The organism is Bradyrhizobium lablabi (genome assembly GCF_018131005.1).
Lineage (GTDB): Bacteria > Pseudomonadota > Alphaproteobacteria > Rhizobiales > Xanthobacteraceae > Bradyrhizobium > Bradyrhizobium lablabi_D.
Window position 1 is genome coordinate 507,826 of record NZ_JAFCJK010000005.1, and the last position, 14,235, is coordinate 522,060.

The 14,235-nt window shown below is 64.1% G+C and carries 11 protein-coding genes; all 11 read left to right on the plus strand.

Annotation, left to right across the window (positions count from 1 at the left end; genetic code table 11):
- Window positions 1-98 precede the first annotated feature (98 nt).
- The 11 genes from JQ553_RS18240 to JQ553_RS18290 all read left to right on the plus strand — a co-directional run bounded on the left by JQ553_RS18240 (window position 99) and on the right by JQ553_RS18290 (window position 13,869).
- On the plus strand, window positions 99-455 hold the full coding sequence (locus JQ553_RS18240) for a hypothetical protein (RefSeq protein ID WP_212501355.1): 357 nt from the start codon (window positions 99-101) through the stop codon (window positions 453-455).
- Between the two features lie 72 nt (window positions 456-527).
- Window positions 528-725 carry a hypothetical protein gene (locus JQ553_RS18245; RefSeq protein WP_212501356.1) on the plus strand — a complete coding sequence of 66 codons (198 nt, stop codon included), beginning with the start codon at window positions 528-530 and terminating at the stop codon, window positions 723-725.
- A gap of 248 nt (window positions 726-973) precedes the next feature.
- Window positions 974-2,107 carry a glycosyltransferase family 2 protein gene (locus JQ553_RS18250; RefSeq protein WP_212501357.1) on the plus strand — a complete coding sequence of 378 codons (1,134 nt, stop codon included), beginning with the start codon at window positions 974-976 and terminating at the stop codon, window positions 2,105-2,107.
- Window positions 2,108-2,114: 7 nt separating this feature from the next.
- Window positions 2,115-3,611 (plus strand): glycosyltransferase family 39 protein, encoded by a 1,497-nt coding sequence (locus JQ553_RS18255; protein ID WP_212501358.1) that lies wholly within the window; start codon window positions 2,115-2,117, stop codon window positions 3,609-3,611.
- Between the two features lie 77 nt (window positions 3,612-3,688).
- Window positions 3,689-4,384, plus strand: coding sequence for a DUF899 family protein (locus JQ553_RS18260; protein ID WP_409363075.1), 696 nt, complete (start codon window positions 3,689-3,691; stop codon window positions 4,382-4,384).
- Window positions 4,385-4,704: 320 nt separating this feature from the next.
- A complete protein-coding gene (locus tag JQ553_RS18265) occupies window positions 4,705-5,904 on the plus strand; it encodes a DUF2778 domain-containing protein (protein ID WP_212501359.1) in 1,200 nt (399 codons plus the stop codon).
- Between the two features lie 138 nt (window positions 5,905-6,042).
- Window positions 6,043-7,539, plus strand: coding sequence for an AMP nucleosidase (locus tag JQ553_RS18270; protein ID WP_212501360.1), 1,497 nt, complete (start codon window positions 6,043-6,045; stop codon window positions 7,537-7,539).
- A 576-nt stretch (window positions 7,540-8,115) separates the two neighbouring features.
- Window positions 8,116-8,580 carry a hypothetical protein gene (locus JQ553_RS18275; protein ID WP_212501361.1) on the plus strand — a complete coding sequence of 155 codons (465 nt, stop codon included), beginning with the start codon at window positions 8,116-8,118 and terminating at the stop codon, window positions 8,578-8,580.
- Between the two features lie 5 nt (window positions 8,581-8,585).
- Window positions 8,586-8,759 carry a hypothetical protein gene (locus JQ553_RS18280; RefSeq protein WP_212501362.1) on the plus strand — a complete coding sequence of 58 codons (174 nt, stop codon included), beginning with the start codon at window positions 8,586-8,588 and terminating at the stop codon, window positions 8,757-8,759.
- A gap of 199 nt (window positions 8,760-8,958) precedes the next feature.
- Complete coding sequence (locus JQ553_RS18285; RefSeq protein ID WP_212501363.1) at window positions 8,959-12,318, plus strand: adenylate/guanylate cyclase domain-containing protein; 3,360 nt, start codon at window positions 8,959-8,961, stop codon at window positions 12,316-12,318.
- Window positions 12,319-12,426: 108 nt separating this feature from the next.
- Window positions 12,427-13,869 (plus strand): FAD-binding oxidoreductase, encoded by a 1,443-nt coding sequence (locus JQ553_RS18290; RefSeq protein WP_212501364.1) that lies wholly within the window; start codon window positions 12,427-12,429, stop codon window positions 13,867-13,869.
- The last annotated feature ends 366 nt before the right edge of the window (window positions 13,870-14,235 follow it).

Genomic DNA, 14,235 nt, shown 5'->3' on the forward strand with positions numbered 1-14,235 from the left:
TCAAAATAATCGTGATTGGCCAGTTTGCCACCGAGGTGACGGCGGCGCTTATCGCCGCCGGGTCTATTCGCTAGGATGCGTCAAAAGGGAGAAGAACAATGCGCATGCTGATTGCGACTGTCGTTTTGGCCACGTCCTCCGCTGCGATGGCCGACGAGGTCGACGATGCGCACAGGCTCGCGGTGACTGGCCGCGATGCCTACTGGAATTGCCTTGCCCGCGAATATCCCCGCGACAGTAACAAGACAATGTCGGACCAGGAGTTCACCGCGCTGATCGCGACCGTCTGTCCCTCGGAGCGGCAGAATTTCCGGGTATCGATGATCGACTTCCTGGCGCTGCAATATCCCAAGCAAGACGCCGACCAGCATCTCTCGACTGCAAACCGTGCCATCGAGCTCGCCCAGAAGGATGTCGTCACCGCCTTTGTCCGGCGCAAGACCCCCGCCAAATAGGCGTTCAACTCCTGTTGCCGCGGGCCGATTCTTGATATCAATCCGCCCAGAGGCGAGGGGGACGAATCCGGCATGACTTCTCAATCGGTGGCGGGGCTGTTGGGCGCTGTTGTTGCGGTGATTGTGCTGGCGGCCGCTTTCATCTATGGGCCGTCGCCCAGCCAGATGGGCAAGCCGGCCCAGCCGGCGGCGGTACAACAGCAGGCGCCTGCCCCGCCGGTCGCCCCGGCACCGAGGGGGCCGGTGATCCGGGAAGTCCCAAACAACTAGCGCCGTCGAGGCGCCCTTGCGGATCGCGTCTGTCCTTCCTATTTGTTTTTGTGAGGTGACGTTGCAGCTTATTGGCTCCGTCGCCGGACGATCACGGCATTGATCGGTTGCGCCGGATGTACGCGCGCCGCTTTGTTCGTGGTCGTTGGTATTTTTGGGGTGATTCGCCGGTTTTCCCGCCTCACGAGAGGGTGTTCCGGCCATCGCGCCTTGGCAGCGCGGGGGGCTGCGGCTATACGCTGGCGCTCATGAGTGATGCCATCAAGCCGGGCTCCGAAACCCCGTCGCAGGCCGCTGGTTTGCCGCAACTTTCGGTGGTCGTGCCGACGTTCAACGAACGCGACAATGTCACGGTGCTGTACCGGCGGCTTGACGCGACGTTGAAGGACATTCCTTGGGAAGTGATCTTCGTCGACGACAACTCGCCCGACGGAACATGGACCGTGGTGCGCGGCCTGGCACGGCAGGATCCGCGGGTCCGCTGCATCCGTCGCGTTGGCCGGCGCGGCCTGTCGGGTGCCTGCATTGAGGGCATCCTTGCCTCAAGCGCGCCCTATGCCGCCGTCATCGACGCCGACCTGCAGCATGACGAGACTCAGCTCCCCAAGATGGTGGGCCTGCTGCAGAACGGCGAGGCCGAGCTCGTGGTGGGCAGCCGCTACATCGAGGGTTACCGCGCCGAAGGGTTCAACAAGCAGCGCGCCGGCGCCAGCGCCTTTGCGACCGAGATCGCGCGTCGTTCGCTGCAGGTCGAGATCGCCGACCCCATGAGCGGTTTCTTCATGATCCGCCGTGACCGCTTCGAGCAGCTCGCGCCGCAACTGTCGACGCAGGGCTTCAAGATCCTGCTCGACGTGGTCGCGACCGCGCAAGGCAAGCTGCGCACGGTCGAAGTTCCCTACACTTTCGGCGCCCGCCAGCATGGCGAGAGCAAGCTCGACTCCATGGTCGCGCTTGATTTCCTCGGGCTCGTGCTGGCGAAGCTGACGAATGACGTGATCTCGCTGCGCTTCCTGATGTTCGCGATGGTCGGTGCGCTCGGCCTGCTCGTGCATCTCGTCGCGCTCTTCATCGCGCTCGAAGTGTTCCACGCGCCGTTCCCGGAGGCGCAGGCGACGGGCGCGATCGTTGCGATGACCAGCAATTTCATCCTCAACAACTTCCTGACCTACCGCGACCAGCGGCTGAAAGGCATTGCGATCCTGCGCGGCCTGTTGCTGTTCTATCTCGTCTGCAGCGTCGGCCTGCTTGCGAACGTCGGCGTCGCGTTCTCGGTCTATGACCAGGAGCCGATCTGGTGGCTCGCGGGCGCTGCTGGCGCGTTGATGGGCGTGGTCTGGAACTACGCGATGTCCGGTCTGTTCGTCTGGCGCAGGCGATGATGTCGGCATGAATCCGAACGAGGCGAGGCTCGTCCTCAACACCGTCCTCACGGTGTGCGCGCTGGTCGTGCTGCGACTTGCCGCCGCGGCCTGGACCCCGCTGACCTTTGACGAAGCCTATTACTGGATGTGGTCGAAGGCGCTCGCCGGCGGCTATTACGATCATCCACCGATGGTCGCGCTCGTGATCCGGCTCGGCACCATGATCGCCGGCGATACGCAATTCGGTGTGCGGCTGGTGTCGATCCTGCTCGGCCTGCCGATGAGCTGGGCGGTCTATCAGGCCGCTGCGATCCTGTTCGGTGGCCAGAAGGTCGCTGCGAGCGCGACGATCCTGCTCAACGTCACGCTGATGGCCGCGGTCGGCACGCTGATCGTGACTCCCGACGCGCCAGTGCTGGTTGCCGCGAGCTTCCTCCTGTTCGCGCTCGCTAAAGTGCTGGAAAGCGGCCGCGGCGCCTGGTGGCTTGCGGTCGGCGCCAGCGCAGGGGCGGCGCTGTTGTCGAAATACACCGCGTTGTTTTTCGGACCCGCGATCCTGATCTGGCTCGCCATGGTGCCGAAGCTGCGGCACTGGCTGATCTCGCCCTGGCTTTATCTCGGTGGCCTGGTCGCGCTCGGCATGTTCGCGCCGGTCATTCGGTGGAATGCCGCCCATCATTGGGTCTCCTTCATCAAGCAGATGGGCCGCGCGCGGATCGAGGATTTCAGGCCCGTCTTCGTCGCCGAACTGATCCCGACGCAGATCGCGTTCGCGACGCCGCTCGTCTTCGTTCTGGGCGCGATGGGCCTTTATGCACTATCCAGGCGCCGCGCCGGTGCTATGGCCGCGCGTGTGCTCGTCAATACGATGTTCTGGACCATCGTCGCCTATTTCGCCTGGCACGCGCTGCATGCGCGGGTCGAGGCGAACTGGTTCGCCCCGGTGTATCCCGCCTTCGCGGTCGCCGCCGCCGTCGCCGCGATCCAGGTGCAATGGGCGCCGCGCGAGCAGCGCACCGTCGATTTCTGCCGGCGCTGGGCAGCTCCGGGCGGGGTGCTGCTGTTCGTGCTGCTGATCGTACAGGCCAACACCGGCGTGCTCTCGGGCTATCGTCGCGATGCCACCGTGCGCAGCGTCGGCGTCGGCTGGCGCGAACTCGCCGCCGAGATCGAGGCGGTGCGCGCGCGCGTCGGTGCGGCTTGCGTGCTGGCGCCGGATTACGGCACAACCGGCTGGCTTGCATTCTACCTCCCCGAGGGCACGTGCGTCGCACAACAGGGCCAGCGCGTCCGCTGGGTCAACATGCCCGAGCCGAGACCCGAGCAACTCGCCGGCAAGCTGCTCTACGTGCACGAGGCCGGGCAGGGGCCGTCCATGCGCGGGATGTTTGCGCGGACCGAGCAGGTCGCCGAGGTCAAGCGGGTGCGCGGACCGCTCACTGTCGAAACCTATGCCCTCGATGTGCTGGAGGGGCCGAAAGGGGAGGTGTTCGACCGCTCCCCGCCGCCGGAACTACAGTAGAAATATTTGCCGAAACGTCGGATCGCCCAATACCGGAGCGTCTTGTATCCATACGCTCACCAAGCGAGGTCCTGACCATGATCGGTTCCGCCCTGAAACTCGCCGCTGAACTTGCCAAGACCAACACCGCACGCTTTCCCAACGAGAGCGCCGACTATCGCCGCGCCCGCCAGGCGCTGCTCGCCGAGGAGATCGAATTGCGCCGTCACATCGAGCGTGTCGCCGAGATGCGCCGTGCGCTGCCGCCGGGCGGCGAGGTGACCAGGCGTTACGAGTTCATCGGGGAAGCCGGCACGGCCACGCTCGCGGACCTCTTCGCCGATAAGCAGACGCTCGTGATCTACAGCTACATGTTCGGCCCGCAGCGCGAGAAGCCGTGCCCGATGTGCACCTCCTTCATGAGCACGTGGGCAGCGAAGCTGCCGGATGTCGAGCAGCGCGTCTCCCTTGTGTTCGTCGCGCGCTCGCCAATTGCGCGGCTGATCGAAGCGAAGAACGCGCGCGGTTGGACGCGCCATCGGATTTACTCCGATCCGTCCAGCGACTACACGCGCGACTATGTCAGCAGGGAAGATGCCGACGCGCCCGGCTACAATGTCTTCACGCGCCGCGACGGCGCCATCCGCCATTTCTGGGCGGCCGAGATGGGGCAGGACACCGCCGATCCCGGCCAGGACCCGCGCGGCGCGCCGGACTTCGATCCGCTCTGGACCATCCTCGACACCACGCCCGAAGGTCGAGGCAAGGATTGGTATCCGAAGCTGCGCTATTGAGGAGGCTATTTTTGCAAAAACCCCCGGGGATTCCGGGGTCTTTCTGCAATGGAATTCTCCGCGTCTTACTAGCCCTCCCAGGGGCTTCGAAAATGTCCCATGATGGGACAGAAAATCGGGGCCCGAGGGCACACGCCATCTTAAAAAAGCCCCATGCCACAGGCACTTCGCGTGATGCAGGGGACTGCCTCAAGTTAAATCACATTTAACTAAAAGTCGTCTTAATGGCCATCCGCGCCCCTGCGAGATGCTGAGCCGAAACGTCATTCGGCGTGAGATCGAGCGAGGGACTAGGTGGAACTGTTTCGAGCGCCGGGCGTATGAGTACGAGTACAAGTGCGTATGACCCTGTGGCCCCCGGCCGCCGGAGATCCTCCCGAAAGATTCTTCCTCAACGCGTCGCGGGTAGCGCCGCCGTTGCCGGCCTGGTGGTCGGCTGCGCCTGGACCGTCTACGCCAACATCTTCGCTGCGAGCGTCTATCCCTCGGTCAACAGCGCAGCGTTCGATGCGCCCGTGATCAAGCGGCCCGTCGAGGTCGCTGCACGGCCAGCGCCGCCCCCCTTCAACGAGGTGTTCGCACAGCTGACGCCGCCGCCATCGACGGCTCCGAAGGCGGAGACAGCCGGACCTTCGCTGATGTTTGACGAAAGGTTTGCAGCCGCCTCCCCGCAGGGCCAGCCGTCGCGGGTCGTTGCCGACGCTACACCGCAGACCGATGCGGTGAAGTCCACCGATGCGAAGATCGCTGAAGCGTCGAGGCCCGCTGCCGTGCCGAAACACGCCGATGCGTCCAAGACGATCCCACCAAGATCGGTTGACGCCACGAAGAAGGAAGCCGCGGCCAATCTGCAGGTCGCGCTCAACACGCCGACGGGCCAGGTCGAGACCCGGCCCGCCGAGGCGAAGCCCGCGGCAAAGTCCTCCGGCCTCTCGGTCCGCGATATGGCGGCGCGCGCCAAGGCCGCGGTGATGTCGATTGCCTCGAACGACAGGCAGACCATGGTCGAGAAGCTGTGGGGCAAGCGCGAGCAGACCAACTCGCTGCTATCCTTCGCATCGGCCGACGCCAGCGTCACCGGCAGCATTCCCTCGACGCTTGACCAGAACCCCATGCTCGGCGGCTCGCCGCCCTATGACCGCCAGACCGCAGTCTACGACATCTCGGCCAGGACGGTGTACCTGCCCGACGGCACCCGGCTCGAGGCGCATTCGGGCCTTGGCTCGAGGCTCGATGATCCGCGTTCGTCGCATTTGAAGATGGTCGGCGTGACGCCGCCGCACATTTACGAACTGAAGCCGCGCGAGGCGCTGTTTCACGGTGTGCCGGCGCTGCGGCTGACGCCAATCGGCGGCGAGAGCAAGATCTTCAACCGCAGTGGCCTGCTCGCGCATACCTTTATGCTCGGCCCGAACGGCGACTCCAACGGCTGCGTCTCGTTCAAGGACTACTACGCATTTCTCGACGCCTACCGCAATAAGGGCATCCGCCGCCTCGCGGTGCTCGCGAAGATTCAATAGGACGGAGAACCCGAGAGGTTTGCGAGACAATTCCCCGTGAAGCAAAGCTTCACGTTCTCGCGACACGACTTGGCACTTTTGCTGCTATACTCCGAGCAGACCGAGTCTCAGCTCGATAGCAAATACGGTGCAAAGCGAATGGGTCCTGCACTGCTCGTCGAATTGCCGCCAGCCATCGCCACCGAAGCATTCGTAGACGCCGGCGCGGCGGTCGCCCGCCTTGAAGAGATCTATCAGCGCAACACCCAGTTCCTGCGCGATCGCTTTGAAGCTTACGTCAATGGCCGATCGTTCACGACGCGCGCGCGCGCCTGCTATCCTTTTGTGCGGATCACGACCGCGACGTATGCGCGGCTCGATTCGCGTCTCGCCTACGGCTTTGTCGCGGGGCCGGGCGTACACGAGACCAGCGTGACGCGGCCGGACATCTTCCGGAGCTATCTCACGGAGCAGATCGAGCTCTTGATCAAGAATCACGGCGTGCCGGTCGAAGTCGGCGAGTCGAACGAGCCCATTCCGATCCATTTCGCCTATCGGCGCGACATTAACATCGAGGCAGCGCTGACCATCGCCGACAGCTCGGCCTTTACGCGGTCGCTGCGCGACGTGTTCGATACGCCCGACCTTGCCGCCATGGACGACGCGATCGCTGACGGTATTGTCGGGCTGCCATCCGGCGCGCCCGAGCCGCTGGCGCTGTTCCGCGCGGCGCGGGTCGACTACTCGTTGCGTCGGCTCTATCACTACACGGGCACCGACCCGGAGCACTTCCAGAACTTCGTGATCTTCACGAACTATCAGTTTTACGTCGATGCCTTCGTGCAGTTGTGCCAGCAGCGCCTCGCCTCGGGCCAGGTTGGCCCTGAGGCCTTCGTTGCGCCCGGGAACGTGATGACGCGCAATGCGCGGCTTGGTGGCGGCACCACCGGGATCCCGCCCGAACGCGCGCCGCAGATGCCGGCCTTCCATCTCGTCGAGCCAGACTATCGCGGCTTCACCCTGATCAACATCGGCACCGGGCCGTCCAACGCGCGGAACGTCACTGACCACGTTGCGGTACTGCGGCCGCACGCCTGGCTGATGGTCGGGCATTGCGCGGGCCTGCGGAACACACAGCGGCTCGGCGATTACGTGCTCGCGCATGGTTACGTCCGCGAGGATCACGTGCTCGATCACGAGCTGCCGCTGTGGGTTCCGATCCCTGCGCTTGCTGAAATGCAGGTCGCGCTCGAGGAGGCGGTCGGCGAGGTCACCGGGCTTTCCGGCTTCGAACTCAAGCGGCTGATGCGCACCGGCACGGTCGCAAGCGTCGACAATCGGAACTGGGAGATCAGCGGTCCATCGGTCATTCGACGCCTGTCCCAATCGCGCGCGGTTGCACTCGACATGGAATCGGCGGCGATCGCCGCCAACGGCTATCGTTTCCGCGTGCCATACGGCACGTTGCTGTGCGTCTCCGACAAGCCGCTGCACGGCGAGATCAAGCTCGCCGGCATGGCCAGCGAATTTTACCGGCAACGTGTCGGTCAGCATCTTGAGATCGGCCTGAAGGCGCTGGAACGATTGAAGCAGCAGGAATCCGAGCGCCTGCACTCACGCAAGCTGCGCAGCTTCGCCGAGGTCGCGTTCCAATAGCTCGTCGAACGCCCTCAAATTCCACGCAACAGACAATTCACGAAACTATCACCTCAACTCACCAGGGGGTGCGATATGAGTTCGCGGTCGTTGCGGTCGGCGATGTTTCGCTGAGCAAGACGTCTTCGGCACGAGCTTTGCAGTCGTCTCAATGGAAATTTACTGACGGTTGTGAGCTCGGCCACAATGGCCGTTGCCGGTGCCGTGTAGTCAGGAGATGATCGTTTTGCAGCATTCTTTGCCGGAATTTTAGGCGACAAGGATATTTATTTTCGACGAAGGTATTTCGAGCTGAAGCCGGTTTGATGCGCAGCTTGATTGCGACAGCGGAGCTCGGGCGGCGATGTGTGCCGAGCTTTTCACACGAAAGGTCGACGGAGTTGCTGGTGCAGAATTATTCGCTCGCTGCCGTCCAGACGAACAAAGAGCGGTGCGTAGGTGGCGAATTCGTGGCGGCACACGACGAACGATCCTTCAGGAACCTGAACGTCATTCCAGAGCACTGGAGATTACATGGGACGCTCAAATTCCAACGAGTTCGAGAAGCCGAATGCCTCGACCATTTCCTTTGGATCGTTGTCGGCAGAGGATCTCAACAGGCTGCTTCCACCGTTTTATCTCGGCCTGGATTTTGACGCGAGGCGAGCCCGGTTTGGGTGTGCGGTCTCGGACGAGTCGATCATCCGATATTGCAGCGGATTGAATACAGATCAGGCGGTCGTTGTCGGATGCTGCGGACCAGCCGGGTTGGTTGCTGCAATTGAACTTCATCCGCTGTCATCGAGCTGGGACGATGCCGAGCTTGCCATCGCTGAGGCGGTAACAACGGACAGGATCATGATCCTGGGACACCTCCTTCAGCTTGCCGCATTCGCTGCTGGGAAGAGGGGCTGCGGCGCGCTTGTCATTTCCCTGGGAGCGTTCGAGCGCGATTTGCTTCGATTGCTGCGGGGCATGAGCCGGGTCCGCGTGAGGGGTGACAGCGCCCGCGTCGAACTCGACGAATATGCGCGACTGCAAACACTCTCGACGGCCAGGTGATGACGATGTCCGCGAACGATCAAGCGTTCTATCTCATCGCGGTGATTGTCTGTCTCTGCATTTGCCTGATCCGGGCGCTTAGCGAGATCGAGACGTGGCGTGAACACCGGCGCCGCAGCCGGGAACAGGTGCGCGACGCCATGCAATCGGTGGCTCCGGTTGCAGGACGTCGCAAATAGGCGTCAAGACCGACCGCCGGCATTCCTACGAATGTTAGCGTGCATGGCCTCTGTAATGGAGCACCGCTGCTGGCACAAATCGAGGGGACCTGCAGCCGCCGGATTGTTGCAGACAAGGGATGCGACTGCGCACAGATTGCGATAACGTTCATTTCGCCGTGGTCCGGAATTAGGCCAGCCGTCAAACCGTCGGTGGTCAATGCAGCAGATTGCGGAGTGGCTCGAGAAGCTGGGGCTTGGGCAATACGCGCAGCGTTTTGCCGAGAACGGTATTGACGTTGGTGTTCTCCCCGAACTGACGGATGAGGACTTCGACAGGCTCGGAGTCCTGCTCGGCCATCGCCGCAAGATGCTGCGTGCGATCGCCAATTTCAATCAAGCCGAACTGAGCGTCGAGCCGGCCTTGCCACACGACGCCGAGCGCCGCCATCTCACGGTGATGTTCTGCGATCTGGTCGGCTCGACGGCGCTCTCCGCGCGTCTCGATCCCGAGGATATGTGGGAGGTGATCCGTGTCTATCGGGCGGCCTGCGCGAGGGTGATCGCAGCCTACGATGGCGTGATAGCCAGATTCATTGGCGACGGGATCCTCGCTTATTTCGGCTATCCCTGCGCCCACGAGGATGACGCGGAGCGCGCGGTGCGCGCTGGCCTCGACGTCATCGCGGCCATCGGCACGCTCGAGACCCGCGCGAAAGAAGAAGTCGCGGTACGGATCGCGATCGCGAGCGGGCTCGTGGTGGTTGGCGACCTCGTCTCCGGCGGCGCGTCGGAGGAGCAGGCGCTGGTCGGCGACGCGCCGAACATCGCCGCGCGGCTGCAAGGACTGGCGGAGCCGGGCGTGGTCGTTGTGGCCGCCTCGACGCGTCGGCTGCTTGGCAATCTGTTCACGCTGCGCAACCTCGGCCGCCGCGAGGTCAAGGGCATCTCCGAGCCGATCGCGGTTTGGGCGGTGGAGGGCGAGCCGGCGTCGGAGAGCCGTTTCGAGGCGGTGCGCACGGCGCGCTCGATCGGCTTCGTCGGGCGCAAGGCGGAGATCGAATTTGTGCTCTCGCGCCAGCAGCTGGCGTGGCAGGGGCAGGGGCAGGTGGTGTTGATTTCCGGCGAGGCGGGAATCGGAAAATCGCGCATCGTGGCGACGCTCTCCGAAAGCCTCGAGTCCGGGACGCACCGCCGCGTCCGGTACCAGTGCTCGCCCTACCACACGAACAGCGCGCTGCATCCCTTCGTCGCCCAGCTCGAGCGCGCAGCCGGTATCAGGTCGGAAGATGCGCAGCGACAGAAGCTGGACAAGCTTGACGCCATGCTCGCGCTTGGAAAGCAACAGGTGGCCGCGGCGGCGCCGCTGATCGCGGCATTGCTATCGATTTCAACCGGCGACCGCTATCCACAGCTGGCCTTGAGTCCCGTGCAGCAGCGACGGCAAACCTTTGCCGCGCTGCTCGACCAGCTCGAGGGGCTGGCGCGGCAGCAGCCCGTGCTCGTCATCTGCGAGGACATGCATTGGGCCGATGCCACCTCGCTCGAGTTGCTCGACCTCGCGGTCGACCGTATCAGGAGCCTGCCGATCCTGATGCTCATGACATTCAGGCCCGACTTCGAGCCGCCTTGGGAGGGGCTTGCCAATGTCAGCCTGCTGCGGCTCGATCGACTCGACCGGCAGGACACGCGCGCGCTGATCGAGCAGGTGACCGCCGGTCGGCTGCTGCCGGGCGAGATGGTGACGCGGATCATCGAGCGGACCGATGGAGTCCCGCTGTTCGTCGAGGAACTGACGAAGATGGTGCTGGAGTCGGGTCTGCTCGTCGAAAATGCCGGGCGGTATCGCCTCGACCAACCGCTGCCGGCGTCTGCGATCCCGGCGACCCTGCAGGACTCGCTGATGGCCCGGCTCGACCGGCTGGCGCCGGTCAAGGAGGTGGCGCAGATCGGTGCGGCGATCGGCCGTGACTTCTCCTATGCGCTGCTGCGCAATGTGGCTGGTCGCGATGACTTAACGCTCAGCGCCGCGCTTGCACAGCTCGAGGAAGCCGAGTTGCTGTTGCGCCGGGGTACCGCGCCGGACGCGAGCTACAGCTTCAAGCACGCGCTGGTTCAGGAGGCGGCCTACGCGAGCCTGCTCAAGAGCCGCCGGCAATTGCTCCATAAGCGGATCGGCGACGTCCTGCGCGACAAGTTCGCGGCCATCGCCGAGACTGAGCCGGAAGTCGTCGCCTACCACTTCACCGAAGCGGGGCTTGGCGAGGCAGCGCTGGCGTGGTGGCGCAAGGCGGGTCAGCTGGCGCTGAAGCGCTCGGCCTATTCCGAGGCGATCGCGCATCTCGGCAAGGCAGTCGCCATCGCCGATGAGCTGCCCGACGAGCCGGGCCGCATGATCAACCGGCTCCACCTGCAGATCGCCTATGGGCGCGCGCTCCGCGGCAGCCTCGGGCACAGTGCCCCCGAAACGGTGGCGGCGTGGACGCGCGCGCGGCAATTCGCGTCGGACATCGATGATCCGATCGAACTGGCGCCGATCCAGTCAGGCCTTTTCAATGCCTGTTTGACCCACGGCGAACTCACGCCGATGCGCGAGCTGGCGGAGACCATCAAGGGCGTCGCGGAGCGGCATCCGGATTCGCCGGTGGCAGCCATCGTCGCGCGCTGGAGCAGCGGCGTGACCTGTTGGTTTGCGGGGGACTACCTGAACGCACGCACCCATCTCGAGCAGGCGCTCGCGGCTTACGCGAGCGAGCCGGATCCGGTGATCTTCAAGGCGTCGACGCTGGACTTGCCGTTCGTCATCATGAGATTTCTGGCGCTCGTGCTTTGGCCGCTCGGCGAGATCGATCGAGCGCGGCAGCTCGCCGGCGCGGCCGTGAACGCCCCCGGGGAGCATCGCGCACTCGCCCGTGCCAATGCGCTGGTTCACAAGGCTGTCTTCGACGGGCTGTGCGGGAGCAGGTTGCAGCAAACCGAGACGATCCTTGCCCTTGGGCTGGCGCGCGACCACACGATGCCGCTCTACGTCGCCGCCGGGACCTATCTCAACGGTCTGGCGAAGTGGCGTGCCGGCGAGGGAGCGGTAGGCCTCGCCGAGATGCAACGCGGCTGGACATTGCTTCATGAGAACGACTGCTACCTCTGTGAACCGTTCTGGGGGATGCAAATTGCACTGGCGAATGCGCAGGCCGGACAAATCGAGGCGGGGCTCGACATCCTCAGGGGGCTGATCGGCGCGGGTGAGCAGTCCGGGCAGCATTGGCTGGATGCCGAATTGTTGCGCGTGCAGGGTGAGCTGTTGTCGCGTCGTAATCCTCCCGACGTTTCCGGCGCCGAGGATGCCTACCGCCGCGCTCTCGGGATTGCCCGAAGCCAGGAGACGAGGACGTTCGAGCTGCGCAGCGCGCTGGGACTTGCACGCCTGTATAACGACGATGGCCGGGTGGACGCGGTATCCGAGCTGCTCGCGCCGGTGCGCGCCCGTTTCGATGCGGGGCAGGATCTCGCCGAAATCGCGGATGCCGACGAACTGCTCGGACAGACGCATTGGCCAGTCCGCCACTCCCGTGCGTCCTGACTGGTGTCGGTGCTCTTGGATTTCGGGCAATGACCGGCGCAGTCGCGAGGAGGCCGACAATGGAAGCGGTTTCTTGCTTGAGTCACTACTGGTTGCGGAGGAGATGCCATGACTGAGATCAGGTTGGCCTCGCTGCAGGGCGAGGCGGTGACGCTTGGAAGCGATGCGATTGCGGCCCTTCGCCAGACGTTACGCGGCGATCTCTGCCTGGCCGGGGAGCCGGGCTATGACGAGGCGCGCACGATTTGGAACGCGATGATCGACCGTCATCCCGGTGCGATCGTGCGCTGCAAGGGGACCGCCGACATCATCCGCGGCGTGCGGCTTGCGCGTGAGCACAACCTGTTGCTGGCCGTTCGCGGTGGCGGACACAACATTGCCGGCAATGCCGTTTGCGAGGGTGGGCTCTTGCTCGACCTTTCGCCGATGCGTTCGGTCAGGGTTGATCCGTTCCACCGCACGGCACGGGTCGAGCCGGGCGCAACGCTCGGCGAATTCGACAAAGAGGCGCAGGCTTTCGGCCTCGCCACCCCGCTCGGGGTCAACTCGACGACAGGCGTCGCCGGGTTGACGCTCGGCGGCGGCTTCGGATGGCTGAGCCGCAAGTTCGGGCTTAGTGCCGACAACCTGATCTCGGCTGACGTTGTGACCGCCGAGGGCGAACTCGTGCACGCAAGCATCGCCGAGAACGTCGAGCTGTTCTGGGCGTTGCGCGGCGGCGGCGGCAATTTCGGTGTGGTGAGTTCATTCGAGTTCCGCCTGCATCCGGTCGGTCCAATGGTTTTGGCGGGACTCATCGTCCATCCCTTTGGGCGGGCCAGGGAGCTGCTTGCGGGCTATCGCGAGGTCGCCGCGAAAGCGCCCGATGAGCTGACGGTCTGGGTGGTGCTCAGACAGGCGCCGCCGCTGCCGTTCCTCCCTCCCGAGGTTCATGGCAAGGAGATCGTCGCGTTCGCCGCCTGCTATGCGGGTGAGGAGAACGAGGGTAAACGCGCACTCGAACCCTTGCGCGCGCTTGGAGAGCCGATCGCCGACGTGATCGGCATGTCGCCTTATTCGGCCTGGCAGACCGCGTTCGACCCGTTGCTTGCGCCAGGCGCCAGCAATTACTGGAAGTCGCACAATTTCGCGGAGCTCAGCGATGGCTTCCTCGATACTCTCATTGATCAAGTGGCGAGCCTGCCGACCGGGGAGTGCGAGATCTTCATCGGTCAGCTCGGCGGCGCCACCAGCCGCAAGGCGATCGACGCCACGGCCTTCCCGCACCGCGATGCCAACTTTGTCATGAACGTCCACACGCGATGGCGCGATCCGGCCGACGAGCAACGCTCAATCGCCTGGGCGCGGAAACTCTTCACCGACGCTGCGCCGTACGCGACCGGCGGCGTTTATGTCAACTTCATGCCGGCGGACGAGACCGATCGCGTGGCCGGCGCGTACGGAGAGAACTACGCTCGCCTGGCCGCGCTGAAAGCCAAGTACGATCCGGGTAACCTGTTCAGGCTCAATCAGAACGTTCGGCCATCGGGCGTGCAGCGATCGGCGGCCTGAGACGACGGGGAGCTGACCGCCGTGGGTGCACGTCGGCCGGTCTGCCGTGCAATGCGCTCGAGGGCAGCTTCCGGCATTGCCGCCGGGGGTTGCATTTCTGCAACTACCACGCCCTGCGCGCGATCGAGCCGACCCGATTGGGAGACTCGCGATACCCGCGTAATCCCGTGCAGCGTCTGCCATTTCCGCCATGGAACTTCCGGGTTCCCATGATGCTACCATACGATCCCATGTGCATTTTCTTGTTGCGTCCGGCGGCGCATTTGCATCTAACAAATGCTGCGTATCGAAATTCCGTCTTGACCATCTGGAGTTGGTTTTTTGAAACGGTATTTAAGTGAGTTGGTTCTCGTTGCGCGTCGCTTC

Coding starts and splice junctions, on each gene's coding strand:
- JQ553_RS18255 (WP_212501358.1), top strand. CDS start 2,115: ATGAATCCGAACGAGGCGAGGCTCGTCCTCAACACCGTCCTCACGGTG.
- JQ553_RS18290 (WP_212501364.1), top strand. CDS start 12,427: ATGACTGAGATCAGGTTGGCCTCGCTGCAGGGCGAGGCGGTGACGCTT.
- JQ553_RS18265 (WP_212501359.1), top strand. CDS start 4,705: ATGAGTACGAGTACAAGTGCGTATGACCCTGTGGCCCCCGGCCGCCGG.
- JQ553_RS18270 (WP_212501360.1), top strand. CDS start 6,043: ATGGGTCCTGCACTGCTCGTCGAATTGCCGCCAGCCATCGCCACCGAA.
- JQ553_RS18250 (WP_212501357.1), top strand. CDS start 974: ATGAGTGATGCCATCAAGCCGGGCTCCGAAACCCCGTCGCAGGCCGCT.
- JQ553_RS18240 (WP_212501355.1), top strand. CDS start 99: ATGCGCATGCTGATTGCGACTGTCGTTTTGGCCACGTCCTCCGCTGCG.
- JQ553_RS18245 (WP_212501356.1), top strand. CDS start 528: ATGACTTCTCAATCGGTGGCGGGGCTGTTGGGCGCTGTTGTTGCGGTG.
- JQ553_RS18280 (WP_212501362.1), top strand. CDS start 8,586: ATGTCCGCGAACGATCAAGCGTTCTATCTCATCGCGGTGATTGTCTGT.
- JQ553_RS18285 (WP_212501363.1), top strand. CDS start 8,959: ATGCAGCAGATTGCGGAGTGGCTCGAGAAGCTGGGGCTTGGGCAATAC.
- JQ553_RS18260 (WP_409363075.1), top strand. CDS start 3,689: ATGATCGGTTCCGCCCTGAAACTCGCCGCTGAACTTGCCAAGACCAAC.